Genomic DNA, 26,727 nt, shown 5'->3' with positions numbered 1-26,727 from the left:
GCGACCGGCATTTCAAAAGAAATGCCGGTCGCTTTTTTTTGGCGCTATAATTGATGACTCTATCTTCCCTAACTTATACAATACTGCCATGAAAATCATTGAACTCCTGCTAAACGGTAACAACTTCTCAGAATTGCTTAGTCAGTTTTCTATCGATGTGAAAAATGTAAGAATACAGGATGAGGAAATCATCCTGAGCGATCAGAATTTAGCACATAGAGCCATCTATAAGGAAAATATCTGTATAGAAGGAAGGAATAATGAAGGTAGTACAGTTAATTTCTTTGGCACACTGCACTGGAATCTGTGGAATAAACTTGCCGTTTTTGAAATGCAGGGATTTGAGAAATTGCCGGCAACTACAGCGACCCGCTAGCTAACGTCTTTCAATTTCTTTGATCTCATAATTGTATGTGCCTTTGATGGGTCTTATAGGTGTTCCTTTTTCATCGCTCAGTACCTTTACAAAGCAGGCCCCGAAATAGAAAATAAAGGAAGAATAAAATACAAACAGCATGATCAGCACGATCGCGCCTGAGGTGCCGTAAATATTGCCGATTCCGCTAAGTGGCAGCATGACGCGTAAAATATATTTTCCTAAGGTGAACAGGATAGACGTCAGCAAACCACCACGCAGTGCAGCACCCCACGTCGGTCTGCCATTGGTCAGGTATCTGAACAATACCGTAAACCAGGTCATTACAATTGCAATAAATACCAGCTGGTTCAGGATATAAAGAAATACCCGCCCGAAGGTCGGTGCAGCAGTATTGATATACTCGCCAATGTATGCCTGTATGCTGTCAGTGACAAAACCCAACATGAATAGGACACCTGCCAGCAGGATAATGACCATAGAGCGGCCCCTCAACTTCAATTTGAATAAAAAGCCTGTATGCTCTTTACTGGCTATAGACCAGATCTGGTCCATTGAATTCTTAATAATGCTGAACAGCGTAGTGGCAACAAAAATAAAGAATATAAAACTGACCAGCGTAGCATACCATTGGTGGTCAATCCCCCTGATGTTACGTAATGTCTGTCTGATCTGAAGCGTGCTGCTATCGTCCAAGATACCAGCAAGACGCTCAAAGAGCCTGGAAGCCAGTATTTTCCGGTCGATGAAAAAGCCAAAGAGCCTGATCAGGATCAGAAGGATTGGCGGTAGGGCGAAATTAGTGAAGAAAGCCGTTGCCCCGGCCAGCCGGAGTGGGTCATTTTTCTGAAGGAGCCTGAAGGCAGTCCTGAAACACAGCAAAAAGAATCTAACGGACATTAACGCCATTTTCGCCGAAAATACTTAAAAAAACAGATACCTGATATTTGAGATAAAAAAAGGCACCCGGTTTTACCCGGAATGCCTCTCGTTTTTAAATGAATAGACTCTTTTACAGATTGCCCCTGCTTTCCTGTTCACGCTCCAACGCTTCAAATAGGGCCTTAAAGTTACCTGCACCAAAGGATTGCGCGCCTTTGCGCTGTATGATCTCAAAGAACAGCGTTGGCCTGTCTTCCACGGGCTTGGTGAATATTTGCAGAAGATAACCCTCCTCATCGCGGTCAACCAGGATGCCGAGTGCTTTAAGTTTTTCGATCTCTTCGTCGATTTCCCCGATCCTTTCCGGCATCAGGTCATAATAAGTTTCAGGGGGCGGGCTTAAAAATTCGACCCCACGGGCCTTTAATTCACCGACAGTAGCAAGGATATCCTTTGTTGCTACCGCAATGTGCTGTACACCCTCGCCTTCATAGAACTCCAGGTACTCTTCTATCTGCGACTTTTTCTTGCCTTCTGCGGGTTCATTGATCGGGAATTTCGAATAGCCGTTGCCATTACTCATGACCTTGCTCATCAGCGCACTGTATTCTGTATTGATCTGCTTATCGTCAAAAGAGAGGATGTTTACAAAGCCCATTACCCTTTCATACCATTTTACAGTTTCATTCATCCTGTTCCAGCCTACGTTGCCGACACAATGGTCAATGTACAATAGTCCGGTTTCTGTTGGGTTGTAGTCATTTTTCCACGGCTGATATCCAGGAAGGAAGGAACCTGTGTAATTCTTGCGTTCTACAAACAGGTGTACTGTTTCACCGTAAGTATAAATGCCCGATATGCGCACTTCACCATGTTCGTCGGTCCTGGTTTCTGGCTCAAGGTAGGACATTGCTCCGCGCCTGGTCGTTTCCTTAAACGCACTGTAGGCGTCGTCTACCCAGAGGGCCAGTATTTTAACACCGTCACCATGCTGTTTTACATGGTCCGATATCGGATGGATGGATTTTAATGCGGTGGTCAGTACGATCCGGATCTTACCTTGCTGCAGCACATAAGATGCCCGGTCACGTACACCGGTTTCAGGACCGGCATATGCCAGCGACTGAAAGCCGAAGGCAGTTTTGTAATAATGGGCGGCCTGCTTGGCATTACCTACGTAGAACTCGATATGGTCCGTACCGTTGATCGGCAGGAAATCCTGCGCTTCAGCGATCTTTTCCGCAAATGTTATTGTAGACATATTCAGTTTTTTTATGGTTAGTCAGTTAGTCTCTATTCTTGCCAGCTTTTAAAATAATGCTCATCCTCAATTGTTAACGCGTCTTCTGTAAGCATCAACGGGCGGAAGGGGTCGATCATGACTGCAAGTTCCTCCGTACGCTCCTTGCCAATGGATTTTTCGACCGTCCCCGGATGCGGTCCGTGGGGTATGCCACCGGGATGCAGGGTGATCTGTCCCTTTTCTACACTTTTTCGGCTCATGAAATCCCCATCCACATAATAAAGCACCTCATCACTGTCCACATTGCTGTGGTTATACGGAGCCGGAATGGAGAGGGGATGATAATCGTACTTCCTGGGTACAAAAGAGCAGATCACAAAGTTGTGACCCTCAAAGGTCTGATGTACGGGTGGTGGCTGGTGCAGACGCCCGGTGATCGGCTCGAAATCATGGATGGAAAAGGCATACGGGTAATGAAAGCCGTCCCAACCGATGAAGTCAAAGGGGTGTGTTCCGTAAACGTAAGGATACATTATGCCCTGTTTTTTGATCAGTACCTTAAAGTCACCCTTTTCGTCAAAGGTTTCCAGGTCTCGCGGCCTGCGTATGTCCCGCTCGCAAAACGGAGCATGCTCTTCCAGCTGTCCGAAGGCATTTCTGTAGCGTTTAGGGGTGCGGATGGGACTGAAGCTCTCGATGATGAACAACCTGTTCTGTTCCGTCTCGAATTCGACCTGGTATATGGTGCCTCTGGGAATGACCAGGTAGTCGCCGTAGCTGAACCTGATCTTACCAAAACCAGTTTTCAGTATCCCTGTACCTTCATGGACAAAGACCACCTCGTCGGCCTGACTGTTCTTATAAAAGTAAGCCGTCATAGATTTCCGTGGCGCAGCCAGTGAAATGTGCAGGTCATTGTTCACGAGTACCGGCTTCCTGCTTTGCAGGTAATCATCTTCTGGATTGATACTAAACCCAAGAAGACTGGTGTGCCTTAGGTGTTTCTCCCGTGCTATCCTCGGTTCGACAGAATAGGGTTCACCAAGCGATTTGACGATAGTAGGCGGATGACAGTGGTAGACCAGCGAGTAGAGGCTGGAAAAGCCTTCCGTAGAGACGAGTTCTTCAGCATAAAGTCCTCCGTCTGGTTTTCTGAATACCGTATGCCGTTTCGGCGGTATAGTTCCTAGCGTATGATATATAGGCATAACATAGGTTTTTATGTAAAACAGGTGAAAACAATTACAGTTTAAACGCAGGGTGCGTTTACAGCAAAATGAGAGTGGGAAGCAGCCTGAACTGTCCGGGTCCTATAAAGAATACTGGGCAAAAATGAGTGCCGAGAGCATGGCATACCGGAACGAGGTGAGTGCCTGTCTGGCAACCTGGTCATTCGCTATATGCCTGTTGATTCTCATTACTTGTTAATGTATGGCTAAAGTAAACAATCCGGACTGTAACCCACAACATCTCCGCAGATAAATCTTTTCAGAAATTATTTTACTGGTTATAACTAGCGTATTTTGTATAGCTTTGATACGACATAAAAAACTGAGCATAAACTTATGAAGCTGGTATCTTACAAAACGGAAGACACTGAACACCTGGGCGTGTTTGTAAACGGCCACATCTATAACCTGAATTCCTGCGACAAGCAACTGCCTGATAACATGAATGCTTTTCTTCTGGGCGGAGAAGTACTTATGGAGCGTGCAAAGCGTGTCAATGAGCAAATTATCGCCGGCAGCCTGGAGGCAAAGGAGGAAGTATTCTATGAATTGCTGGCCCCGGTACCGCACCCATCTTCCTGTCGTGATGGCTATGCCTTCAGACAGCATGTCGCTGCTGCGCGCCGTAACCGCAAAGTTGAGATGATCCCCGAGTTTGATCAGTATCCGATCTTTTATTTCACCAATCACAATGCTATACAGGGCCCAGGTGAAATTGAGTGTATGCCCGACCACTTTCAGAAACTGGACTTTGAACTGGAAGCAGCGGTGGTTATCGGTAAGAAAGGCCGTAATGTGAGGGCCGCTGAAGCCGACAGCTACATTGCCGGTTACATGATCATGAACGATATGAGCGCACGCACGTTGCAAATGGAAGAAATGCTGCTCAGCCTTGGTCCAGCCAAGGGAAAGGATTTTTCCACTGTGACCGGTCCCTGGCTGGTGACACCGGACGAACTGGAACCTTACCGGACCAGCCCTAAGCCGGGGCATACGGGCAATACCTACGACCTGAAAATGACCTGCACCGTAAACGGGGTACAGGTGTCTTCAGGCAGTATGGCAGATATGTACTGGACGTTTGCGGAGATCATTGAGCGTTGTGCCTATGGTGCAGATATTCTGCCCGGGGATGTGATCGGATCAGGTACCGTAGGCACGGGCTGCTTCCTGGAACTGAACGGTACCGGTTTGCTGAACGATCCCGCTTATCAGCCGCAGTGGTTGCAGGACGGAGACATCGTAGAAATGGAAATTACCGGTCTTGGGCGCCTGAGCAATACCATTAAGGCAGCCAGTTCAGATTTTTCCATTCTGGCCCTGAAGAAGTAAGATGAATTGGCGGATAAATCCTGAAACATGATGAAAACGATAAATGTGTCAGAGGCAGGGCCTGCGCAACTGCAGAATTACCTGCAATATGCCATAGCGCCAAGGCCTATCTGCTTTGCTACCACGATAGATACTGCCGGCAATGTCAACCTCAGCCCCTTCAGCTTCTTTAACCTGTTCAGCAGCAACCCGCCATTGTGTGTGTTCTCACCGGCCCGCAGGGTGCGCGACAACACAACCAAGCATACACTGGAGAATGTGTTAGCAGTGTCAGAATGCGTAATTAACATCGTCAATTACGACATGGTGCAGCAGACCAGTCTCGCCAGTACCGAATATGCCAGAGGTGTCAATGAATTCGAAAAGGCGGGTCTGACGATGCTTCCGTCGCAACTGGTCAGGCCGCCGCGTGTAGCTGAAGCGCCCGTGCAACTGGAATGTACGGTCAGGGAAGTTATCAGTTTAGGTGAAAACCCGGGCGCAGGTAACCTGGTGCTGGCCGAGATCAGACTTATCCATATCAAAGAGGAGATCCTCGATGCTGATGGAAAAATAGATCAGGCAAAGATTGACCTGGTAGCCAGGCTTGGCGGCGATTGGTATTGCCGCGTGACGCCTGAAAGCCTGTTTAAGGTTACCAAGCCACTGACCACATTAGGGATTGGCGTAGACAGTCTGCCCACCGCGGTCAGGAATTCCAGGGTACTTACGGGCAATGACCTTGGGATGCTGGGGAACCTCGAAGTTCTTCCTGGCCCCGAAGAGATCGACAGTATGGCTAATGATCCGCGTGTAAAGGAAATCTTTGATGCCACTATTGGCGATGTGGCAAATCGTGAGCGGGAGCTGCATGAACTGGCCAGGATATTCCTGAACGAGGGTAAGGTCAGTGAAGCGCTGAGGATCGTTTTGCTTTAATGCTAAAGTATACTGATGATCTTCAGAAAGCGCTTCCGGTAAAAGCCTTCGTTCAGGCTCGTGATCGTAACCCCCTTTTTTCCGCCCGATGAGGAATGGATGAACTTGATCCCTTCACCATCTATGGAATAGATAATTCCCACATGGCCAGGCGTGCGCGAACGACTGTTGGTACCGGTAAATACGATCACATCGCCGATCTTTGCATCCTGGAGTTTTACCGCACTGTTGCTGGCGGCGAAGTCCCTTGAAGAGCGCGGGACCTTAAACCCAAAGTTGCTGAATACATAGTTTACGAATCCTGAGCAATCAAAGCCACGTTTAGGATTGCTGGAAGCTGCCCGGTAGCGGATGCCAAGCATCGATTTTGCAAATTCCAGTAAACGGTTGGGACTGGTTTCCTCCTTTACCATTTCCGGTTTCTGTTCAGCGGGTAGCTGTTGAGAAAGTTCCTGTACCATTTTCTGGTACTGCAAGGGAATGGTGGTCTGTGACCTGACGGCCGGAACACCAAAAAAGATCATACCTAACAGAAGAATGGTTTGTTTCATCGGTTATCTTTAATCCTGCAGGATCGGTTGAGGGCTAAGATATTAAAATTATCTCTTAGCCCTAAATATGTTGATAACTTGGTGTTTACTCGCAGGTTAAGGCGTCGTTACCGCTACAGGCAATGTTTTTCCATTGAAGAACTTATGACCGGTCCGTGCAAAATCTGCTACGTATTTGCCCATTTCAAATGCCATTACCGGAGATTGATAACCTGGAAAAGCCATTTCCAGCATTTCGGTCTGCGCCGATCCCAGGGCCAGGCAATTGATGCGAATGCCTGTTTCAGACAGTTCATAGGCCAGGCATTCCGTGAGGGTATGCAAGGCCGATTTGCTGGCCGAGTAAGCCGATAGTCCCGGGAACTTTACACTGCCCTGAAAGCCGCCCATACTGCCAATGTTCACGATGTGGCCACCGGGTCCCATTAAGGGCAATAAATGCCTGATCATGTTGAAATGTCCCATCACATTGCTTTCAAACATCTGGTAAAGATCGGTAGGTGTCGTTTCTTTAAAAGGCTTGTTGATCAGCGCACCCGCATTATTGATCAGGATATCGACGGTGCCGAGTTTTTCCCTGAGGAAAGGCATCAGCGCAGCATAATCGTCATTGACAATGTCAAAAGCTACCGGCAGCAGGGTACAGTCAGGATTGATTCCCCTGGCTATTTCCAGCAGCTTGCGCAGCCGCTCTGCAGACCGCGCAATACATACTACTTTATTTTCTTTGCTGAGTGTAAATTCCAGGGCGGCTTCAAAACCGATCCCGCTGCTGGCGCCGGTAAGTACAATATTCATTAGCTTTCTTCTTCTGTTGTCAGTTGTGTTACTGGATTGGCGATGACATTCAACCCGTCATTGATCAATTTGTTATGCTCCGGATCGGAAGCTGCCTTTGCTGTCAGGTAACAGCGAAGTTCGTTTTCCAGTTCCGGTAATTGCCCGTAATGTACGGTTATTTCAAGTATTTCCAGTGATGCCAGCCAGTCCGTTCCATATGACGATTTTAACTCGGTAAACAGGCCGGGTAGCCGCTCAAAACCCTGTTGCGACTCGCGGATAGTACGGACATCGTGGTATATTTTATGCAGTTTGAGTGTATGCAGGTCATATTCCGCTTTGTGGGTCAGCTTTTTACTTATTGGTGTTATCTCTTCAAAGGCGCTTTTGTCCGCGGCACCGTTAAAAACGGAAACGATCTCTTCACCGAGGGCCATATCATACCTTCCCCATTCTGGTTTGAAGAGGATGGTACCGTCGCTGTCAGTGACCATACAGCTTCTGAAGGTGATCATCAGGTTGTGCCCTTCCTCTTCCTGTAGTATGGAGAATACGGTTCCTTTCACAGTAATGCCGCTTTCAAATTCCAGGACCGCCGTGTGTTGCGGCCGGATTCCTGCATTCAGGAGTTCCCTTGTGGTCATGTGTTCAATAGGCGTACCGATCCCTTTGAGTTTGCCCACTGGGGAGGAATACCCGTCGGGATGTGCCTTTTTGCCGTGTTCGCTGTATTGTTTGCCTTCACTTCCAAGGGCCGAAGGGCCTGAGGTGCGGATAAAGCTGATACCGCCATTTGCATCTGTTCTCAATTCGCTGAACATCCCGCTGACCTGCAGGCCTGAGCTGAACACTGCCGTGGCGGTATTTTTACATTCGATGGCTTTGCGGATGCCTGCCGCTCCCCCGGTACGGAAAGCCATGGTATTGGCAAAAGTTTCCAGTACGTCAATGAGATTCTGAAAGGTCCCGGTTACGAAAAGCTGCGGCTGTGGTTTGGTAATATCATAGCTGTAGTTGATTGTATCGATGTTATAAGGCAGTTTTTTCACTTCCGGGCGCATACATGAAGCACTTTCCCCGATTGAGGAAAGCAGCCCGGCACCGTAGATCTTTGGGTTGTCCAGGGAGCCTATCAGCCCATATTCTACCGTCCACCAGTGCAGGCGGCTCAGCAATGCCATTTCAGAGGGTTCGCCCATGTTGGCAGAGATTTCTTCAAGCAGCTTTTCCGCCTTTGCGATTTCTGATTCATCTGCGTCAGAAGATTCCTTTAGTATGGAAAGGTGGCGTATGGCTTCATATTGTTCAAAGTCTCTGGAAGAGAACATCGCTTTAGCACCTATAGAACCGAAGTAGCTCAGATAATTGTTGTAATCGGTATCCGCAATGATGGGGGCATGCCCTGCTGATTCATGTATAATATCGGGCGCAGGTGTATATTCAATGTGATTAAGCTGACGGATATCTGCGGCAATTACCAGCACCCGGTAAGCCTGGTATTCCATAAAGGCTGAAGGCGGAATGAAACCGTCTACCGTTACTGCGCCCCAGCCGATCTTGCCGAGGTTGTCGTTCATGGTCTGCAGATCGGGAATGCGCTCTATGCTTAGTCCTGCACGTTGCAGTCCCCTGATGTAAGGGTAATAGGCCACATCTTTCAGGTAACTGTAATTCTGGCGCATCACATAACGCCACACCGCCTGGTCCACGGGGGTATAGTGCCCGTAATGTTGTTCTACAATAAATTGCTTCAGATGATCGGGCAGACCGGCCACCTGAGGATTGTTAAAGTCGTTAAAATCGCTCATCGTTGTTTCAGTTTTTTTATAAATGCCGTCAAGAGGTGCGGATCTTTATCGACGGCTAAATATACTGAAAACAGGCTATTTTTTGACCCGGAAAGAAAAATGCTTCTGCAGGAAATAGCTGCACAGTGCCAGGGTAACGGTAATGAACGCCTGTGAAACAGAGGGATAGAAATGCAGGCCTTCCACAAGATATTTCATAAGCCCGTAGTTGAGCACCAGGTTGAAGGCCATCACAACTCCATAGCGGAACAATTGTTTTCTGCCTTTCAGGTTAGACTGCGTGAAGATCAGGTATTTGTTGAGTGTAAAACCGATCAGATAAGTTGCGAAGGTGCTAATGATCAGGGCCGCCACATGCGCAGTGATCATTTTTGGCAGCAGGGGAAAGTCAACATAAATATTGCGCTGGCCTAATATCCAGTTATACGCAATGTAGAAACCAATAATGCCTGATAAGGCGGTGGCGCCACCGGTTGCCATATATCTGAATGTATGCAATGGCAGCCAGCGTGAAAATGGCGGATAAAAGAAGTCGATGATCTTCAGCAGGGCCTTACGCATCGTCCTATTCTACCGTTAATTTATTGTTGATCATTCTGTTGGTGTATTGCTGTTCGAACGCCTTCAGGTTTGCCTCCAGTTTACCAGCCATTAACGGTTCCTGCCGCAGAATGTTGTGCTCCGTCAGCCGGTCCGTCTTTAAATTGTAAAGGGCAGTGTTCTGTATGCCGTCGTTGAGCAGCAGGTAATCGCCCTGGTAAAAGCTAAAGGTCCCGTCATTGTTGTTAACGGCAAAGTTATCATTACCTTTTGCAAATGCATCAAAGCCAAGCGCAAAATACGGTTTGTCGTAATGTAAATAGTTCAGTACAGTCGGCATGATGTCGATCTGTTGTACCAGCTTGTCCGACTTGCCCTTGAGTTGTCCTCCGGGATAATAAAAGAGGATAGGAATGGAGAAATAACCCGGTATGGTGCGGTACTCGGGCAGCCAGGAAACAGTGGCATGGTCAGCGCAGAGCACAAACAGTGTGTTCTTGTACCAGGACATCTTTGAGGCTGTCCGGAAGAAATTACGCAGGGCCATGTCTGTGTAACCGATCACTTCCTGCACGGGCAGATGACCCTTCGGGAATTTTCCCTTGTACTCGTCCGGCAGGCGGAAGGGATGATGTGAAGACAGGGAAAAGAAACCGGCAAAGAACGGTTGTTTCAGGGTATTCATCGTCTGTGCCATGTATTGCAGGAAAGGGTCGTCCCAGATACCCCAGGTCCCGTCGGTATCGCCCTTTTTCTGGTATTCGTTCTGACCGAAATAATGTTTAATGCCTGCCAGGTGCGTATAGGAAGAAAAACCCATAGATCCGTTGGGCGCACCGTGAAAGAAAGCCGTTTCATAGCCTTTGTCTCCAAGCAACCTGGCGATACTGGTTGTTTTATTTCCGGAATAGATAGATAAGATGAAGGGCTCACGAATGGAAGGGATACCCGTAATGACCGAAGGGATAGCGTCAATGGACTTACGTCCGTTGGCATAGGTATGGGTAAAGGTGTAGCTCTCATTAACCAGCGAATCCAGAAAAGGCGTAAAGCCTTTATAGCGGCCTCCATTGATGTCGCGGTTGAGTGCTCCCACATGTTCCTTGCCCAGGCTCTCGATGATGAGGAAGACTACGTTCAGTTTTTTGAATTTGCCGGTATCAGCAGGGAGGTGGATGGGATTGTACATCTGCTGCAGTGTCTGCTCGTCATAATAATCCAGCGTCCGGAGCTTTTGCGCTTTTAATGTCCTGAAGATACAGAACGGGGTATTCAGTACCAGGGCCATCTGGTCAGGGGTTTCCACAAATTCTCCGGCATTGCTCAGGGTGATCGGTCTGGTACCGAAACCCCAGCCCCCGCGTATTCCGGTCAGTGTACCGAAGGCAACGGCGACCAGCAATACGGTCTGCAGCACATAGGTCTTCCAGTTGAATACAGGCGTTCTGTGGATTTTTACCAGATCGTAGACCTTGCTGAAAAGCCAGATAAGTGCAGCCAGCAGCAAGAGCAGATACCAGTAATCCAGCAGGAAATCCCAGGCCAGTTTCAATTTATTCTGTTCGTGCCTGAACTGGCCATAAACTGTTGCAGTCGTACGTTTCAGTGTGTAACGGTAATAGGCGAAGTCGGCCAGATTTGCGGCTATGCCGATACTGTTGCTGATGATGAACAGCCATTTACAAAAGCGCTGAAAGGACTGATGGTATTTGAATTGAAATGGCAGTACGTGTAAAACAATGAACAGCAGGTTGATATACAACAGTGCAGAGATGTCAAATTTTAGCCCGCCATACAGGATACGCAGGTAACGTACAGCATCTATGTCGTGGAACAGGTCCCGGTTAAACATATAAAAGCCTATTCTGCAGAAGGTATAAATGAACAGGATAACCAGAAAGCGGTAAGCAAGTGCGAGGTATAGGCCGATGCCAGCCTTGTCGGTTGTCTTCAATTTGTGCCCGTAATTTTTCGGGCACAAATTTACATAAAGTTAATGTAATTTTAACGGGCTGCCGGCGTGAATTTACCTGGGCAGGGACACGAAATCCATCACTGCACAGTAGCGGTAACTCTTGTGAGGTTGTATGCTCACGCCGACGAAATTAACACCATAACTGGTATCCAGAATCATTTTCCGGTGTCCAAGGTCAGGTACGTTTTTATCAAGCAGCAGCATACATACATTGCCCAGGCCGGTCGCAAAACCAAAAGAGAGATTTTCTCCCATTGAACGTCTCGGGTACATCTGGCTGATGCGGTCTTTGGGAGTTTTCCCTTCCGGGGAATTGTGCGCGGCATAGTTTCTTTTGTTCATGTCCTTCGCATGTTGCCGGGCAACCCAGCTTAAGGCTTCATCTGGCCAGAGGACAGGAAGGTCTTTTATTTTTCTGAGGTCTTTTTCCAGACTTGTGTAGTATTTGTCAGACCGGGAGATCTTTAGCGTATTATAGTTGCTGTATTGCTGCATGTCCCGGTTGTGCTTTTCCACAAAATCCTGGAAGAAGGTATTGAAAAACTTCTCACCGTTCATGCGGACAAGGTTGGTATACAGGACGATGTCACGCTCTTCAGGGGTGAGGTAGGTCTTACCTCCTGCGGTATTGGCCTTAGTCAGCTCTTCCTTAGACCAGGCGTTTTCGGTTTTGCTCACGGTTGCAGCCCCGGGGTTCTTGGTAAATGGAAAAAAACCGGCAAGGGGCGATAGAGATAAAAACAGAAACAAACTCAACTTCATATTTTATATAACGCAAAAGCCAAACCATTTATATAATATCAGCTCATAGCAATAATATATTATGCTGCTATACCCTGCATCTGCGTACCATTGACAGAGGGTTAACCTACCACTAGGGTGCGTTAAGGGTAGGTATAGGGTAGGTATAGGGAGCGTTAACCGTGCGTCAACGTGCTTCGGAGTGGCTGCTGATGCATAAAAAAGCCGGGTGAAATACCCGGCTTTTGTGTTTACTCCTGTAAGTCTGTCTGAATTTACCTCAGCAGGTTTTTCCAGCTTACCTTATTGCCGATAATGTAGTGTAGGTCCTTGATTTCAATACGCTGCTGTTCCATGGTGTCGCGATGGCGGATCGTAACGGTGTTGTCTTCCAGCGTCTGGTGGTCTATTGTAAGGCAAAAAGGCGTGCCGATAGCGTCCTGGCGGCGGTATCGCTTGCCAATGGCGTCTTTCTCTTCATAGATACAGTTAAAGTCCAGTTTAAGACTGTTCATAATCTCACGTGCCTTTTCTGGCAATCCATCTTTCTTGGTAAGCGGGAAAATAGCCACTTTGTAAGGAGCAAGGCAAGGGTGCAGGCGCAAGAGGGTACGGCTGTCCTGCTTGTCGCCTTCGCTCAGGTCTTCCTCTTCAAGGGCATTGATCAGTGTGAGCAGGAACATGCGGTCCAGGCCTATGGAGGTCTCAATTACGTAAGGGATATAATTGCCGTAAGGCTTGCCTTCTTCATTCAGTTCGGCATCAAAATACTGCATTTTCTTGCCGGAATACTCCTGGTGCTGGGACAGGTCGAAGTCGGTGCGGCTATGGATGCCCTCTACTTCCTTAAAACCAAAAGGAAACTCGAACTCGATGTCAGTAGCGGCATTCGCATAGTGGGCCAGCTTTACGTGGTCATGATAGCGGTATTTTTCCGGATCGGTGCCCAGGGCCTGGTGCCATTTCAGGCGCGCTTCCTTCCAGTATTTAAACCATTTTGCGTCTTCTCCGGGGCGCACGAAAAACTGCATTTCCATTTGTTCGAACTCGCGCATGCGCATGATGAACTGGCGCGCGATCACTTCGTTACGGAAGGCCTTACCAATCTGAGCGATGCCGAAGGGAATCTTCATCCTGCCGGTTTTCTGGACGTTCAGAAAGTTAACGAATATACCCTGTGCTGTCTCCGGCCTTAAGTATACTTCTTCAGAACCCTCTGCCATGGCGCCGAACTGAGTGCTGAACATGAGGTTGAATTGTCTTACCTCGGTCCAGTTCCTGGTTCCGCTGACAGGGCAGGCGATCTCATGTTCTTCTATAAGTGTTTTCAGCAGGGGTAGGTTTTCGGCTTTAAGGGCATCGTCCATATCCTGCTGAAGCTTTTCTGCTTTTTCGGTTTTGCCGTCCTTTTTATAGCGCTCTATTTTGTCTTCAAGCAGCTGGTCGGCACGGTAGCGCTTCTTGGAATCTTTGTTGTCGATCATCGGATCGTTGAATCCATCTACGTGACCGCTGGCCTTCCATACTTTCGGGTGCATAAAGATGGCAGCGTCGATGCCAACGATGTTTTCGTGCATTTGTACCATCGCTTTCCACCAGTAGGTCTTGATGTTGTTCTTCAGTTCAGCACCCAACTGTCCGTAATCGTAAACGGCGCTTAACCCGTCATATATTTCACTGCTCGGGAAGATGAATCCATATTCCTTTGCATGGGATATTACATTCTTAAATTGCTCGTCGTTAGTGTTTTTTGCCATAATGATGCAAACTTATTAAAATATTTCATTGCTTTTCATGATCGCAGAAGTGATTTTTCTACTTTTGGGACGTGAGCATCAAGGTCAGTAACTTAACGAAAGTATATGGCAGCCAGCGGGCTGTGGACGGAGTCAGCTTCAGCGCGGAACCTGGCCGTGTGCTGGGCTTCCTGGGACCGAACGGGGCGGGTAAGTCTACAACCATGAAGATGCTGACGACCTACCTCAGGCCCGATGGGGGCAATGCCTGGATCTGTGGGCTGGATGTGCGGCAGCAGGCCGTAGCCGTACGGAGAAAGATTGGGTATCTGCCGGAGCATACACCGCTGTATACAGAAATGTACGTCCGGGAGTTCCTCGGTTTTGTGGCGGCTGCGTATGGATTGCATGGGCGCAGGACGCTTGTCGATGACGTTGTTGAACGGGTGGGCTTGCAGGATGAGGCGCATAAGAAGATACAGTTGTTGTCAAAGGGATACAGGCAGCGGGTAGGCCTGGCCCAGGCTATTATTCATGATCCTGAAGTGCTGGTCCTGGACGAGCCGACTTCAGGGCTTGATCCGAACCAACTGGCCGGAATCAGGGAATTGATCAGGAAGCTGGGCTCAGAAAAGACGGTTATCCTGTCTACACATGTCATGCAGGAGGTGGAGGCCTTATGCGATGATGTGGTGATGGTCAGCAGGGGACGGGTAGTTGCCGACGATTCCCTGTCAGGGTTAAAATCAGAACATGAAGGACTCCCGCTGGAGGCTATCTTCAGGAAGCTTACTGCATGCTGATCATTCTACTTGCAGTTCGAGCTGAAAGATATATCTTTGCGCCGGTCTGCGGATAGTCGCAGACAGCTATCTGAATTACGTATTATGATGAAAAAATTATCGCTTGGCTTGCTGCTTGCAGGCTTCTCGCTGCTTGCTGCGGCCCAAGGTCCCGTTAAGTTCAGCCTCAGGGCCGGACTGAACTTTCCGACATACACCCATTCTGCGGAACCCGGCATTGCAGTAAGCGATATCGGGCGGAATATCTCGGCCTATGCAGGTGTAACAGCCGATATTCCGGCAGGCGGACTGATATCTGTACAACCCGGTATTATTTTTAGCGGCAAAGGCTACAAAGACAAAGCATCTTTTAACCATGATGGCACTAAGGGATCTGCTATGGTAAAGGACGATATTATCTATGCAGAGATACCCTTAAACCTGATCGCCAACCTGCCGGCCGGCAAAAATACAGTATGCTTAGGCGCGGGCCCATATGTAGGAATCGCATTATACGGACGTACCAAATATAAAAATAGCGTGTATGGCTCGCAGCAACAGCCCGCTGAGTCTGGCGACTATGAGGTTGATTTCGGAAGTGACGGGGTGTACCGTCGCATTGATGCTGGATTAAACCTTACAGTAGGCATGCGGTTTCCTTCGGGGGTGGGTATCCAGGCTGGCTATGACCTGGGGCTATCGCCGATAAACAGAGATGATGATCTGATCAAATATAAGCACAGTGTGATTTCCCTTGGGATGACCATCGGCATATAGTCCTGATATTTAAACAAATATGTCTTTATGACAGAATTCTGTTTAATTGTTGCATCACAGTTGTAACTGTTGGCAGCGTTTTTGCATCTAAGGTTACAATTAATTCAAATAACTCATTTAAATTAAACAAGCATGAAAAAGTTATTTTTACTAACAGCAATTGCAGGATTTTTTGCGTTCTCTGGTGCAAAAGCTCAGGATGCAGCGATGTCAGGACCTAAACTGGGTATCGGAGCCGAATTCGCTTTCCCTATGGGGAATTTCGGTGATGTGTCTAAGTTTGGTGTAGGTGGTTCTTTGCAATACCAGCATCCTATCGCTAACAAGCTGAACGTTACCGGAAGTGCAGGTTACCTGAATTTCCAGGGTAAGGATATCGAAGGTACCGGCCTTAAATTCGCCAACACCGGCTTTATTCCGGTAAAGGCTGGATTGAGGTATTTCCTGGCTGAGAATATCTTTGTAGCCGGTGAACTGGGCGCTGCATTCGGAACATCTGATGGTGCAGGAACTGCATTTGCCTATTCTCCAGGAGTAGGTGTTGAATTTCCTGTAGCTGACAAATCTACGCTGGAACTTTCCGGCCGCTACGAAGGCTGGTCAAATAATGGCACTTTGTCTTTCATCGGCTTGAGACTGGCCTGGAACTTTGGCCTGTAGGCAGATTTAGGCGTTAGTCAATTGGTATAGTTGAAGCCCCGGTAAAGCTACCGGGGCTTTTTTTATGAAATTTTTCTAACTTCGGCGTCAAAACAGGATGAATGTACGCGGTTTTTAAAAGAGAACTCTTCGGTCTGCTGAATTCCATGATGGCTTACATTACCATTGGGATTTTCCTGCTGGCTTCAGGTCTGTTATTCTGGGTTTTTCCCCAAACCTCTGTACTGGATTATGGTTATGCTGAATTGACCGGATTTTTCGAACTGTTACCTTTTCTTTTTATATTTATGGTACCTGCCATTACCATGCGTTCCTTTGCAGAGGAGCGCCGGGAAGGCACCTTTGTGCTGCTGGCCACCAGGCCGCTAACGGACTGGCAGATCTTATCCGGAAAATATTTTTCTTGCCTTGCGCTGGTTTTGCTGGCACTCATACCGACACTGCTCTGTTATTTTACCGTATACCATCTGGCTTTACCCACCGGTAACGTGGATAGTGGCGCTATAGCTGGCTCTTATGTGGGGTTATTACTGCTGGGCGGTGTTTTCGCCGCAATTGGTATTTTTACCTCTTCGCTTGCACGCAACCAGGTGGTGGCGTTTGCAGTTGCTGTATTCATTTGCTTTTTTTTGTTCAGTGGCCTGGACGCCCTTAGCGGTATTTTTGGCCTGAGGGCGTTGGAGGGACTGTTACTTGGCCTGAGTGTAAGTGAACATTACCGCTCACTGAGCCGGGGTGTACTGGATACCCGGGACCTGGTCTATTTCATTACGGTAGCTGCATTCTTCCTGGGGATGACCAGGTTGGTGTTGGGGGGGCGAAAATGGTGAACTTAAAGAACAGATGGTTGCAGGGAATGCTGTTTTTGCTGTGCCTGGTTTTGCTGAACCTGCTGGCCGGGAGCGTATATACCCGTATCGATCTGACTGGTGAAAAGCGTTATACACTCACGGAACAAACAAAATCGGTGCTTAAACGGGCCGGACAGGATGTGGAGGTGACAGTCTTTCTCGATGGTGAACTCCCGTCGGCATTCCGGAAGTTGCGTAACGCTGCCCGGGACCTGCTGGAAGATTACCGGGCTTATGGGGGCGGGCGGATCAGGGTCGTATTTTCAAATCCGCTGGAAGGGCTAGATACCCGGGAGCAGGATACAGTGACGAACAATTTATATGAGGCAGGTATCGAGCCTACTACACTGAATATCAGGAATGATGACGGTTTTGCTCAAAAAATAGTGTTCCCGATGGCACTGGTCCGTGCCGGGGACCGTCAATTGCCGGTAAAGCTATTATTGAACCAATCCGTTGGGGCTAACTATGAGGAGCAGATCAATAGTTCAGTACAGAACCTGGAATATGCTTTTACTTCCGCGATAGAAAAGGTACTAAGCGGCGGAAATCCGCGCATTGGTTTTACCGAAGGGAACGGGGAGCTTTCCGATGCACAGCTCGATGGCGCAATCAAAAGCCTCTCGGGCAGTTATGAGGTAGGACGCGTAAACCTTGACCTGATCGACAGGGCCGGGCTGGATAAGCTGAAATTGCTGGTCATTGCCAAGCCACAGCAGGAATTTACCGAGGCACAGAAGTATAAACTGAATTATTTCGTGATGAATGGGGGCAGGGTGATCTGGAGCCTCGACCAGGTTGGAGCTGACCTGGACAGTATGGGCAGGACTGGAGAGCAACTGGCTTTTAACGGGAAGCTGAACCTGGATGATATGCTGTTTATGTATGGTGCACGGATAAACTATAACCTGTTGGCTGATGCAAACTGTACGGAGATTCCGATAAGCACGGGCAATGCCGGGAAGCCAGGGCAGATCCAGATGGCACCATGGGTGTACTACCCCCTGCTGATCCCGGATACTTCCAGTAATATTACCCGGCATATCGATGGGGTCAGATCCGAGTTTGTGAGTTCTGTAGATACCATCGGGGTCAGGGGGCTGCGTAAGCACGCATTGTTATGGACTTCACCTTTTAATAAGTTGGTGCAGACACCGCAGTTACTTTCCCTTCAAATGGTGGCAGAACAACCTGATCCGAGGGATTATGCGAGTGTGCCCAGAATGGCGGCGGTGCTGATCGAAGGTGAATTTCCCTCGGTATTCCTTAACCGGCCGGTGCCGGAAGGACTGGCTGAAGGGTATCCTTTACCCGAGCGCGGCAAACCGGACAAGATGGTGGTGATCGGAGATGGAGATATCTTTAAGAACCAGGTAAGTAGCCGGGACAGATCTGCATTTCCCCTTGGTTTTGATCGTTTTTCCGGCAATAATTATGGTAACGGGATATTTCTGCTGAACCTGACAGATTACCTTTGTGGCGGGGAAGATCTTATTGCGTTAAGGAGCAGGGAAGTCCGGATGAGATTGCTGGATAAAGCACGCGTGCGAACGGAAAGACTGGTCTGGCAGGTAGTTAACATCACAGCCCCGCTTGGGGTGTTGATATTGTTTGCGATTTTTCAACATTATTACCGCAGGCGCAAGTATGCAAGGTAAAATTTTCTATTTTTGAGAACTGACTAAATCATATCATGAGATTTATTGTATCCACTTCAACACTCCTGAAACACTTGCAGACTGTTAACGGTGCTTCGAGCAGCAGTACGGTGTTGCCTATACTTGAGAATTTCCTTTTTGAGATCAAAGAGGGTAACCTGATCATTTCCGCGACAGACCTTCAGACGAGTATGACGACCTCGCTGGCTGTGGAGTCTAAGGAAGGTGGTAAGGTGGCTGTGCCTTCCCGGATACTGATGGATACCTTAAAGACCTTGCCTGACCAGCCGATCTCATTCAATATCGATGACAATAACTTTGCGATCGAGATCAGTGCAGGTGACGGAAAATATAAACTGAGCGGTGAAAATGGCGAAGACTTCCCGAAGATCCCGGTAGTGGAGAATGCTTCTTCGGTAAGTGTTCCTGCTTCAGTCCTGAGTGAGGCGATCACCAAGACGATATTTGCAGTAAGCAATGACGAACTTCGCCCGGCCATGACCGGGGTGTTCTGTCAGCTTTCAGACCAGCACATCACCTTTGTCGCTACGGATGCGCATAAGCTTGTGCGCTATCGCCGTAAGGATGCGAAGGGCGATAAGGCTTCTTCCTTTATCCTTCCGAAAAAGGCGCTTACGCTGCTGAAAGCAGCCCTGCCTTCAAGCGATGTAAATGTATCTGTTGACTATAACGCGACCAGTGCTTTCTTTAAATTTGAGAACATCAACCTGGTCTGCCGTCTCATTGACGAGCGTTATCCTGACTATGAAGCGGTGATACCCGCTAATAATCCGAACAAGCTGGTCATTGACCGCGCATTGTTCCTGAATACACTGCGCAGGGTAGTGATCTTTGCCAATAAGACCACGCATCAGGTGCGTTTGAAGATCAGCGGCAGCGAGCTGAACATTTCTTCTGAAGACCTGGATTTTGCCAATGAGGCGCATGAGCGGCTGAGTTGCCAGTATGAAGGTGAAGATATGGAGATCGGCTTTAATGCCAGGTTCCTGATCGAGATGCTGAATAACCTGAGCGGGGAGGAAGTAACACTTGAGTTGTCCACACCAAACCGTGCAGGACTGCTGATCCCGCAGACCAACGACGAAAACGAAGATGTACTGATGTTGGTGATGCCGGTTATGCTGAACAGCTATAACTAAGGGAAATTGTTAAAAAATGTAAAATGGCCTGGTAAAATACCGGGCCATTGTTGTTTTTGGTATATTTGTTTTAACTGATGTTGCTGTCTTGGTAACCAACGAAATATAACTGATTATGAAAAAAATACTATTGTTAGGGCTTGTTGCATTGATGGTTTCCTGTGTTAAGAAAGATCCGCCGGAACCCGTGGGTGAAGTGAAGGTACGTTTTGTAAATGCGCTGAAGGGATCGAATAACCAGGATATGTTCATTCGGGGGCAAAAGGTGCCCAATTCCCTGCCTTTAATTTATGGTCAGAATTCACCTTATTTTACAACGACCTCTGGAGATATCGCCTTTGCTTTTGCCGATCAGGGCGCTACGGACGGTGCTGCAAACGCAGGGGTTGCCGGAAAACTGGCAATCGGTGACAACATTACTGTATTTTATTTCCATACCTTGCCCTCTAAAGACAACAAAATTGCCGCCGGCTTTGTCTGGGACGACAATAATAAAGTGGCAGGTAAGGCCAAGGTGAGATTTGTTCACCTGAATTATCACCTGAATAACTTCATCAGCTTTTTAAGAGAAAACGGGGACAGTAAGGCTGCTATTGATGCGGGAGTAGCGTTTTCTGACGCATCTAAGTATTATGAACTGGATCCTGGAACAAAGCTCTATGCCAGGGCTGTCGATGTTCCCGAAGATTTGCTGATCAATGTGAACCTGGAAGCAGGAAAAAATTATACCATATGGATAGACGGCGATTCTGAGAAGGAACTGGTCAGCCATGTGATCATCCAATAGTCCTTATAAGGAATAAATATCTTCAGTGAAATATCATGGTTATTGCCATGATATTTTTACTTTTGGGCTTAATCTGAACAACTTGGAATTTTTTAGCTTCTTACTCGATTTTATCCTCCACATTGACAAGCACCTGGAGGAGATCATCAGGGATTATCAGGGTTGGACCTATGGTATTCTTTTCCTGATCATTTTTGCCGAAACTGGTTTCGTGGTCACACCATTCCTCCCGGGGGATTCGCTGCTTTTTGCGATGGGTACCCTGATCGCAGGTGGAAATACCGGATTGAGCATTTGGGTGATGCTAGTATTGCTGATAATTGCGGCGATCCTTGGTAATTCCCTTAATTACCAGCTGGGTTCCTACCTGGGAATGCAGGTGTTTAAGGAAAAGAACAAAATACTGAAACTGGAATACTATCATCAGTCTCATGAGTTCTTTGAAAAGCATGGCGGTAAGGCGATTATCTTTAGCCGTTTCCTGCCGATCTTCAGGACAATAGCCCCTTTTGTGGCCGGAGTGGCCAAAATGCCTTTCGCGCGCTTTACGTTCTTTAACGTAATCGGTGGTGTCGCCTGGATATTTAGTCTTTTGATGGCGGGATACCTGCTGGGGCAGATCCCTGTTGTAAAGAACAACTTTGAGATCGTGATCGTGGCGATAGCAGTGTTTACTTTCTTCCCGGCGATATATGCAGCCCTTAAAGCAAAATTTGGCAAAAAGCGTGTTGCTGAGGAGCGGGGACAGATTTGATCCCGCTTTTAAAGATCAGGCTGGCCGGCATCAATCCAGGCTGAATACCAAAAGGAGCCAATCTGTTGTATAGAGGCACGCATCTGCCTTTCTACCATACCATTCAGCCGCTGGTGATAGGCCCGGGAATAATTTTCTGAATATTGTCTCAGCAATTGACCGTTCCGCTTAGAGAAACCATATTTCTGCCTCCCTGAAAAATCAGCTGAGATACTGGCTTCGCAGTTAAGGACGGAATCGACCAGAGTATGGGTATGGCTGATGATTTCCCAGGTTGTTTTTAATGGACTGTTTATATAAGTAGCCCGCCCGGTGAGGTAGTTGTAATCTTTGCTGAAAAGTTCCGGCAATCTGCTTTCCCAGAAGGCATGTATGCCCTTTTGGTTGCTGAGCTGACCATCATGATTCTGTGTGGTATGCAGGGGCACGTGTGCGTCGGCAACGTAGTGGCCAAGGTAGGCAGCATATATCAGTATTCTGGCAGAATCCTTTTGCTGGAATGCGTGGACCAGACGGTAATAACTTTTAATGATCTGCCAGGGTAGTGTACCATTTTGATGGAATTTCTGTGCACCATAGCGATTCAGCGCATCTTCCCACTTCCTGGGGATGCTGTCGATATGGGTTTCGTAAAGTTCGGTATCCAGATAATGTCTTGGTGCCTCTGCGGTATCTGCATAACGCCGTTTGTCCGGATCGACAGCGTGTTCGGAAAGGTACTCCTGGTTGCGTTTGAAGAATGACCCCATTTCTGAAGGAAGCGTATAGACCGCCAGACGATTGATCTCTATATGGGCGAAGAAGCCCCAGGAGCAGAAAAAGCATAAGCTTATAGCAGCCAGCAGCAGGCCAAAGGCAATACGTGCCGGTTTCAGACGGGTGCCGGACACTGCTACTCTCTGTCTATACTTTTCCCTTTCATGGCTGCGGAAACGGCTACATCCATTACACGTTCAGCAAAAGGACGGGTGTATTCGTTAAGCTCATCAGTACGCTTCAGGATTTCGTCTTTTTCAGGTTGCTGCAATGCGGTTCTGAGTGCTTCGATATGCTTCCGTGTTTTGCTGATCTCTTCGGTACTCAGGTAGCTGCCGTGCTTCTCAATAAAACGTTCTGCGGTATAAACCAGTTGTTCGCCTTCACTCCGGGCTTCGATGAGCATGCGCTGTGCCACATCGCTTTTTGCGTAGGTAATTGAATCGATCAGCATTTTTTCCACAGTTTCATCGGTCAGGCCATAGCTGGGCTTTACATCGATTTCCTGTTTTACACCAGAACGCAGTTCTATGGCCTGCACGGTCAGGATACCATCAGCATTGAGCAGGAAGTTAATGTCTATCTTAGGCAGCCCGGCAGGCATAGCAGGAATACCTTTCAGCTCAAATTCTGCCAGCTTACGGTTTTCAGCAACCAGATCGCGCTCGCCCTGAAAGACGGAGATCTTCATGTTTACTTGGCCGTCTACCGAGGTGGTATATTGTCTTCCTGCCTTGGTCGGAACTTTGGCGTTGCGGGGAATAATGATGTCCATCAGGCCTCCCATGGTTTCGATGCCCAGGGAAAGCGGGGTGACGTCGAGGAGCAGGATGTCTGAACGGTTGCCGGCGAGGATATCTGCCTGAATGGCTGCGCCCAAGGCAACAACTTCATCAGGATTGATCTGGTCATGCGGTTCGCGGCCAAAAAATTCGGCTACCTGTTGTTTAACATAGGGCGTACGTGTAGAACCGCCAACCAGTACGACTTCGTCAATGTCAGTAATACTGAGTCTGGCATCTCTGAGTGCCTGTGCACAGGAATCAATGGTCTCGGTTACCTTAGGCGCGATCAGGCTTTCAAATGTCTGCTTGTCAATGGTACACCAGATGTCGCCCAGCTTTTCGTTATAGAGGTTCTGGTTACTGAGCGCTTTTTTTGCGGCTTCAGCCTGTAGTCTCAGTGACTGCATGAGGGCATTGTCTTCCTGAAGGATATGCGTGTCAAGCCGGTTCTTTTCAATCCAGTAATGAACAATGGCTCGGTCAAAATCGTCGCCGCCGAGGAAGGTATTCCCGTTAGTGGATAATACCTCAAAAATGCCGTTCTGAATGGACAAGATGGACACGTCAAAAGTGCCGCCGCCCAGGTCATAAACAGCAATGGTCTTTTGCTGGTTGGGGTCAAGCCCCAGTCCATAAGCGAGGCTGGCGGCGGTAGGTTCGTTGACGATACGCAACACATCGATGCCTGCGAGACGGCCCGCGTCGCGGGTAGCCTGGCGCTGACTATCATTGAAATAAGCCGGGACGGTAATCACCGCACGGTTAACCGGAGTTTTCAGCGCATGTTCCGCTCTGGCTTTGAGCTCTTTTAAGATCTGTGCGGAAAGCTCGATAGGAGTATAGAACTTGCCGCCTGCCCTGATCTTGACGAGGGCTTCGGTCTCGTCGTCAATGATCTTGTAGGAAAAAGTATCCTGGTGCCCGGCGACGTCTTTATAGGAACGGCCAAGCAGGCGTTTCACAGAGAAGATGGTATTTGCCGGGTCGGTAATGAGGAACGCTTTGGCTTCATTACCGACAATGGCATCTCCCTGGGCATTGAAGTGCACTACAGAAGGAACCAGTACGCCTTTGCCCGTATCATTGATGACCTGGGGGTTTTTATCGGGATTGATGAAGGCGACCAGGCTGTTGGTTGTACCCAGGTCGATGCCTACGATGATCTCTTCTTTTTGCAATGAACCTGTTGCCAGGTTAATGGATATCTTTGCCATAGGCAGGCAAAATTACAAATCTTTTTTATGGATATTGTAAAGCCAAAGTACTATATCCTGGTAGCTGCCGGTACCTTTCTGCTGGTTGTTGAACTTCAGGAAGCGGTCAAAAGCGAAGCCTGTATAGGCTGACATCTGGCCGTTATAGCGGCGCCAGAAATCGCGGTCTGCACTGAAATCGGCGATGGTGCGGGGGTTGACCTCCGCGTAAAGTTTTTCGTAATCTTCAGGCGATTTGATCCGGATTTCAAACAAAATGTTTTTGAGCACCGCATAGGCTGCCGAATAGCGGAAGCCGGGGTCATTACTGCTACTGGCCGTAAGATAGCCGATGAGGTTGGCCTCGTCTTCACGGCCGATGCCCAGCTGGTGTGCGATCTCATGGCAGGTGACAAAGGGAAGTTCGGTACGTGGCAACCGCATATTGACATTGGCTTCACCGGATAACGGATTATAATAGCCTTCAATGCCCATTTTTGTAACGATCCAGCTGAACAATACAGGTTTTACGGAAGGGGCAGGATAACTGAAAAACGCATTTTTCTTTTGCAGTCGGTGATAAGCCGCGGTCGCAGTCTCGCGCAATTGCCGGAGTTCATAGGCCGGCATGTTTACTTTTTGCAGGTGGTTCACTTTTTTGATGAAAAAGCTTCCCAGTCTGACAAGTTCAGCAGTACTGTATTTTTCATTGCTGATACCCAACTGGGCCGCTATCGGTAAACGGGCGTAGTTGAGGCCCCAGAGAATTTTGAAAGCGAGGTAAAGGCCGAGGAGCAGATTGACTGTATTTGGTAATGCGGTTCGGATCGCGGTTTTGCGTGTGTCCTTTCCTTTAAGATGGCGGCAGAAACTGAGCAATCTTCTGACGAGATAAATGACGAGCAGCGCATAAAACAGGTCGCCTGTAGAAAAGGGAAGCAGGTTGGTCAGAAAACGCTGGGTTATCGAAGTCAGCTGGTATATGCCCCTGGAGTAGAGCAGTTCTACAGCGAGATCACTGTAGCTGATCATGTAAACCAGCAGTGACGTAACGGAAAGCAGGATAAATTGCCTTAACAATTTAGGTATGCTACCGTTCACCATTACCTGTTGAAAGCAAGTCTTTGTCCTTTTTCGTTGGTCGTGAACCGGCCTTTTTGATAGGCCAGGTTGCCTGAGACAATGGTATGGCTGATCTCTGCCTGAAAGGTCTGGCCTTCGAACGGCGACCAGCCACACTTGTACAGCGTATTGGCACGGGTTACCCTGAAGGGGTCATTGAGGTTGACCAGGACAAGGTCTGCCCAGTAGCCTTCGCGTATGAAGCCCCTGCGGTCTATGTTGAAACAGGTAGCGACATTGTGTGCAGATTTTTCGGCGATCTGTTCGAGGCTGATCTTACCCTGATGGTACATTTCCAATAGGGCCGGCAGTGCGTGCTGTACCAGAGGACCGCCTGAAGGTGCCTGCAGATAAGGCTGTTTCTTTTCGGCAATGGTATGGGGTGCGTGGTCGGTTGCTACCACGTCAATATGCCCGTCAAGCAGACCTCTTAGGATGCCTTGCCGGTCTGCCGTGGTTTTTACGGCGGGGTTCCATTTGATCCAGTTGCCTTTGGCTGCATAGTCGCTGTCATCGAACCAGAGGTGGTGGATACAGGCTTCTGCAGTAATGTGCTTTTCTGTCAGCGGAATGGTGTTGTCAAATAAACCGACTTCCCTGGCGGTGGAAATGTGCAGGATGTGCAGCCGTGTCTGGTATTTTCTGGCCAGCTCCACCGCAAGAGAGGAAGACTTGTAACAGGCTTCTGCACTGCGGATCAGGGGATGCATGTCAGGTGTAATGTTGTCTCCGTACTTTTCCCGGTAAATGGCCAGGTTTTGGCGGATGGTCTGTTCGTCCTCGCAATGGGTCGCAACCAGCATCGGGGCTTCCCGGAAGATATTTTCCAGGACGGTTTCATTATCGACCAGCATATTGCCGGTAGAGGAGCCCATGAACACTTTGATCCCGCAGACGTTATTCGGATCGGTTTTTAAAACTTCCGAGATATTGTCATTGGAAGCACCCATGAAGAAGGAGTAGTTGGCCAGGGAGACGCCTGACGCAATCTGGTATTTGTCGGCAAGCAGATCCTGACTAAGCGTATTGGGTACGGTATTGGGCATCTCCATGAACGAGGTGATGCCGCCGGCCACAGCAGCCATGCTTTCGGAAAAAATATCGGCTTTGTGGGTAAGCCCCGGTTCGCGGAAGTGCACCTGGTCGTCGATCATCCCGGGCAGCAGGTGCAGGCCCTCGGCATTGATCTCAAGGTCTGCGGACCGGTCAATGACAGGGGCGATCTTTTCAATAAAACCATCTTTGACCAGCAGGTCTGAAACAGTGATTTTACCTTCATTGACAAGGGATACGGCTTTGATCAGGATGGTGTTCATGAAGTCAAACTTAGA

At 48.4% G+C, this 26,727-nt stretch carries 25 protein-coding genes; 11 read left to right on the top strand and 14 right to left on the bottom strand.

Annotation, left to right across the window (positions count from 1 at the left end):
* Positions 1-376: hypothetical protein (locus P2W84_RS03905; protein WP_276088797.1), on the top strand; the 376-nt coding region annotated here is incomplete at its 5' end.
* Here the strand turns inward: P2W84_RS03905 and P2W84_RS03900 are convergent.
* The 3 genes from P2W84_RS03900 to P2W84_RS03890 form a co-directional block, all read right to left on the bottom strand.
* Positions 377-1,276 carry a YihY/virulence factor BrkB family protein gene (locus P2W84_RS03900; protein WP_276088796.1) on the bottom strand — a complete coding sequence of 300 codons (900 nt, stop codon included), beginning with the start codon at positions 1,274-1,276 and terminating at the stop codon, positions 377-379.
* A 112-nt stretch (positions 1,277-1,388) separates the two neighbouring features.
* Positions 1,389-2,519 carry a 4-hydroxyphenylpyruvate dioxygenase gene (gene hppD / locus P2W84_RS03895; protein ID WP_276088795.1) on the bottom strand — a complete coding sequence of 377 codons (1,131 nt, stop codon included), beginning with the start codon at positions 2,517-2,519 and terminating at the stop codon, positions 1,389-1,391.
* Between the two features lie 32 nt (positions 2,520-2,551).
* Positions 2,552-3,709, bottom strand: a complete 1,158-nt coding sequence (locus P2W84_RS03890; protein WP_276088794.1) for a homogentisate 1,2-dioxygenase — start codon at positions 3,707-3,709, stop codon at positions 2,552-2,554.
* A 357-nt stretch (positions 3,710-4,066) separates the two neighbouring features.
* Between P2W84_RS03890 and P2W84_RS03885 the strand changes: the two genes are divergently transcribed.
* Both P2W84_RS03885 and P2W84_RS03880 read left to right on the top strand, forming a co-directional pair.
* Positions 4,067-5,062: a fumarylacetoacetate hydrolase family protein gene (locus tag P2W84_RS03885; protein WP_276088793.1), complete on the top strand. Its 996-nt coding sequence runs from the start codon at positions 4,067-4,069 to the stop codon at positions 5,060-5,062.
* Positions 5,063-5,092: 30 nt separating this feature from the next.
* Positions 5,093-5,980 carry a flavin reductase family protein gene (locus tag P2W84_RS03880; protein ID WP_276089031.1) on the top strand — a complete coding sequence of 296 codons (888 nt, stop codon included), beginning with the start codon at positions 5,093-5,095 and terminating at the stop codon, positions 5,978-5,980.
* A 2-nt stretch (positions 5,981-5,982) separates the two neighbouring features.
* Here the strand turns inward: P2W84_RS03880 and P2W84_RS03875 are convergent, their stop codons facing one another.
* The 7 genes from P2W84_RS03875 to P2W84_RS03845 all read right to left on the bottom strand — a co-directional run bounded on the left by P2W84_RS03875 (position 5,983) and on the right by P2W84_RS03845 (position 14,132).
* The gene (locus P2W84_RS03875) at positions 5,983-6,531 is read right to left on the bottom strand and encodes a C40 family peptidase (protein WP_276088792.1); all 549 of its coding nucleotides are present in this window, start codon (positions 6,529-6,531) and stop codon (positions 5,983-5,985) included.
* A 96-nt stretch (positions 6,532-6,627) separates the two neighbouring features.
* Positions 6,628-7,329, bottom strand: a complete 702-nt coding sequence (locus P2W84_RS03870; RefSeq protein WP_276088791.1) for an SDR family oxidoreductase — start codon at positions 7,327-7,329, stop codon at positions 6,628-6,630.
* Positions 7,329-9,119 (bottom strand): aromatic amino acid hydroxylase, encoded by a 1,791-nt coding sequence (locus P2W84_RS03865; RefSeq protein WP_276088790.1) that lies wholly within the window; start codon positions 9,117-9,119, stop codon positions 7,329-7,331. The genes P2W84_RS03870 and P2W84_RS03865 overlap by 1 nt, the downstream gene beginning before the upstream one ends.
* A 75-nt stretch (positions 9,120-9,194) precedes the next feature.
* Positions 9,195-9,680, bottom strand: a complete 486-nt coding sequence (locus tag P2W84_RS03860) for a GtrA family protein (RefSeq protein ID WP_276088789.1) — start codon at positions 9,678-9,680, stop codon at positions 9,195-9,197.
* A gap of 4 nt (positions 9,681-9,684) precedes the next feature.
* Entirely contained in the window at positions 9,685-11,613 is a 1,929-nt protein-coding gene (locus P2W84_RS03855) for an alkaline phosphatase family protein (RefSeq protein WP_276088788.1), read from the bottom strand.
* A gap of 72 nt (positions 11,614-11,685) precedes the next feature.
* A complete protein-coding gene (locus P2W84_RS03850) occupies positions 11,686-12,396 on the bottom strand; it encodes a CAP domain-containing protein (protein ID WP_276088787.1) in 711 nt (236 codons plus the stop codon).
* A gap of 254 nt (positions 12,397-12,650) precedes the next feature.
* Positions 12,651-14,132, bottom strand: a complete 1,482-nt coding sequence (locus P2W84_RS03845) for a glycine--tRNA ligase (RefSeq protein WP_276088786.1) — start codon at positions 14,130-14,132, stop codon at positions 12,651-12,653.
* A gap of 71 nt (positions 14,133-14,203) precedes the next feature.
* Between P2W84_RS03845 and P2W84_RS03840 the strand changes: the two genes are divergently transcribed.
* The 8 genes from P2W84_RS03840 to P2W84_RS03805 all read left to right on the top strand — a co-directional run bounded on the left by P2W84_RS03840 (position 14,204) and on the right by P2W84_RS03805 (position 21,540).
* Positions 14,204-14,914 (top strand): ATP-binding cassette domain-containing protein, encoded by a 711-nt coding sequence (locus P2W84_RS03840; protein ID WP_276088785.1) that lies wholly within the window; start codon positions 14,204-14,206, stop codon positions 14,912-14,914.
* Between the two features lie 84 nt (positions 14,915-14,998).
* Positions 14,999-15,670, top strand: a complete 672-nt coding sequence (locus P2W84_RS03835; RefSeq protein WP_276088784.1) for a porin family protein — start codon at positions 14,999-15,001, stop codon at positions 15,668-15,670.
* A 132-nt stretch (positions 15,671-15,802) separates the two neighbouring features.
* Positions 15,803-16,330 carry an outer membrane beta-barrel protein gene (locus P2W84_RS03830; RefSeq protein WP_276088783.1) on the top strand — a complete coding sequence of 176 codons (528 nt, stop codon included), beginning with the start codon at positions 15,803-15,805 and terminating at the stop codon, positions 16,328-16,330.
* Positions 16,331-16,431: 101 nt separating this feature from the next.
* Positions 16,432-17,160, top strand: coding sequence for a gliding motility-associated ABC transporter permease subunit GldF (gldF, locus tag P2W84_RS03825; protein WP_276088782.1), 729 nt, complete (start codon positions 16,432-16,434; stop codon positions 17,158-17,160).
* A 26-nt stretch (positions 17,161-17,186) separates the two neighbouring features.
* On the top strand, positions 17,187-18,839 hold the full coding sequence (gene gldG / locus P2W84_RS03820; protein ID WP_276088781.1) for a gliding motility-associated ABC transporter substrate-binding protein GldG: 1,653 nt from the start codon (positions 17,187-17,189) through the stop codon (positions 18,837-18,839).
* 35 nt (positions 18,840-18,874) lie between these two features.
* On the top strand, positions 18,875-19,999 hold the full coding sequence (gene dnaN, locus P2W84_RS03815) for a DNA polymerase III subunit beta (RefSeq protein ID WP_276088780.1): 1,125 nt from the start codon (positions 18,875-18,877) through the stop codon (positions 19,997-19,999).
* A gap of 115 nt (positions 20,000-20,114) precedes the next feature.
* A complete protein-coding gene (locus P2W84_RS03810; RefSeq protein WP_276088779.1) occupies positions 20,115-20,786 on the top strand; it encodes a DUF4397 domain-containing protein in 672 nt (223 codons plus the stop codon).
* 82 nt (positions 20,787-20,868) lie between these two features.
* A complete protein-coding gene (locus P2W84_RS03805) occupies positions 20,869-21,540 on the top strand; it encodes a DedA family protein (RefSeq protein WP_276088778.1) in 672 nt (223 codons plus the stop codon).
* Between the two features lie 8 nt (positions 21,541-21,548).
* Here P2W84_RS03805 and P2W84_RS03800 read toward each other — a convergent pair whose 3' ends face one another.
* The 4 genes from P2W84_RS03800 to P2W84_RS03785 are packed head-to-tail and all read right to left on the bottom strand — an operon-like array spanning position 21,549 to position 26,712.
* Positions 21,549-22,430, bottom strand: coding sequence for a zinc dependent phospholipase C family protein (locus P2W84_RS03800; RefSeq protein ID WP_276088777.1), 882 nt, complete (start codon positions 22,428-22,430; stop codon positions 21,549-21,551).
* 2 nt (positions 22,431-22,432) lie between these two features.
* On the bottom strand, positions 22,433-24,295 hold the full coding sequence (gene hscA, locus P2W84_RS03795; protein WP_276088776.1) for a Fe-S protein assembly chaperone HscA: 1,863 nt from the start codon (positions 24,293-24,295) through the stop codon (positions 22,433-22,435).
* Between the two features lie 12 nt (positions 24,296-24,307).
* On the bottom strand, positions 24,308-25,378 hold the full coding sequence (locus P2W84_RS03790; protein ID WP_276088775.1) for a DUF3810 domain-containing protein: 1,071 nt from the start codon (positions 25,376-25,378) through the stop codon (positions 24,308-24,310).
* Positions 25,378-26,712 (bottom strand): dihydroorotase, encoded by a 1,335-nt coding sequence (locus tag P2W84_RS03785; protein ID WP_276088774.1) that lies wholly within the window; start codon positions 26,710-26,712, stop codon positions 25,378-25,380. The genes P2W84_RS03790 and P2W84_RS03785 overlap by 1 nt, the downstream gene beginning before the upstream one ends.
* Between the last annotated feature and the right edge of the window lie 15 nt (positions 26,713-26,727).

It is taken from the genome of Pedobacter sp. JY14-1, from assembly GCF_029269825.1.
GTDB lineage: Bacteria > Bacteroidota > Bacteroidia > Sphingobacteriales > Sphingobacteriaceae > Pedobacter.
The sequence above is the reverse complement of the archived record's forward strand: the minus strand, read 5'-3'. Positions and strand labels throughout refer to the sequence as shown.

Bases quoted from the DNA above. Each gene is read 5' to 3' on its own strand.
- P2W84_RS03900 (WP_276088796.1), bottom strand. From the start codon at position 1,276: ATGTCCGTTAGATTCTTTTTGCTGTGTTTCAGGACTGCCTTCAGGCTC.
- hppD (WP_276088795.1), bottom strand. From the start codon at position 2,519: ATGTCTACAATAACATTTGCGGAAAAGATCGCTGAAGCGCAGGATTTC.
- P2W84_RS03890 (WP_276088794.1), bottom strand. From the start codon at position 3,709: ATGCCTATATATCATACGCTAGGAACTATACCGCCGAAACGGCATACG.
- P2W84_RS03885 (WP_276088793.1), top strand. From the start codon at position 4,067: ATGAAGCTGGTATCTTACAAAACGGAAGACACTGAACACCTGGGCGTG.
- P2W84_RS03880 (WP_276089031.1), top strand. From the start codon at position 5,093: ATGAAAACGATAAATGTGTCAGAGGCAGGGCCTGCGCAACTGCAGAAT.
- P2W84_RS03875 (WP_276088792.1), bottom strand. From the start codon at position 6,531: ATGAAACAAACCATTCTTCTGTTAGGTATGATCTTTTTTGGTGTTCCG.
- P2W84_RS03870 (WP_276088791.1), bottom strand. From the start codon at position 7,329: ATGAATATTGTACTTACCGGCGCCAGCAGCGGGATCGGTTTTGAAGCC.
- P2W84_RS03865 (WP_276088790.1), bottom strand. From the start codon at position 9,119: ATGAGCGATTTTAACGACTTTAACAATCCTCAGGTGGCCGGTCTGCCC.
- P2W84_RS03860 (WP_276088789.1), bottom strand. From the start codon at position 9,680: ATGCGTAAGGCCCTGCTGAAGATCATCGACTTCTTTTATCCGCCATTT.
- P2W84_RS03850 (WP_276088787.1), bottom strand. From the start codon at position 12,396: ATGAAGTTGAGTTTGTTTCTGTTTTTATCTCTATCGCCCCTTGCCGGT.
- P2W84_RS03845 (WP_276088786.1), bottom strand. From the start codon at position 14,132: ATGGCAAAAAACACTAACGACGAGCAATTTAAGAATGTAATATCCCAT.
- P2W84_RS03835 (WP_276088784.1), top strand. From the start codon at position 14,999: ATGATGAAAAAATTATCGCTTGGCTTGCTGCTTGCAGGCTTCTCGCTG.
- P2W84_RS03830 (WP_276088783.1), top strand. From the start codon at position 15,803: ATGAAAAAGTTATTTTTACTAACAGCAATTGCAGGATTTTTTGCGTTC.
- gldF (WP_276088782.1), top strand. From the start codon at position 16,432: ATGTACGCGGTTTTTAAAAGAGAACTCTTCGGTCTGCTGAATTCCATG.
- gldG (WP_276088781.1), top strand. From the start codon at position 17,187: ATGCTGTTTTTGCTGTGCCTGGTTTTGCTGAACCTGCTGGCCGGGAGC.
- dnaN (WP_276088780.1), top strand. From the start codon at position 18,875: ATGAGATTTATTGTATCCACTTCAACACTCCTGAAACACTTGCAGACT.
- P2W84_RS03810 (WP_276088779.1), top strand. From the start codon at position 20,115: ATGAAAAAAATACTATTGTTAGGGCTTGTTGCATTGATGGTTTCCTGT.
- hscA (WP_276088776.1), bottom strand. From the start codon at position 24,295: ATGGCAAAGATATCCATTAACCTGGCAACAGGTTCATTGCAAAAAGAA.
- P2W84_RS03790 (WP_276088775.1), bottom strand. From the start codon at position 25,378: ATGGTGAACGGTAGCATACCTAAATTGTTAAGGCAATTTATCCTGCTT.
- P2W84_RS03785 (WP_276088774.1), bottom strand. From the start codon at position 26,712: ATGAACACCATCCTGATCAAAGCCGTATCCCTTGTCAATGAAGGTAAA.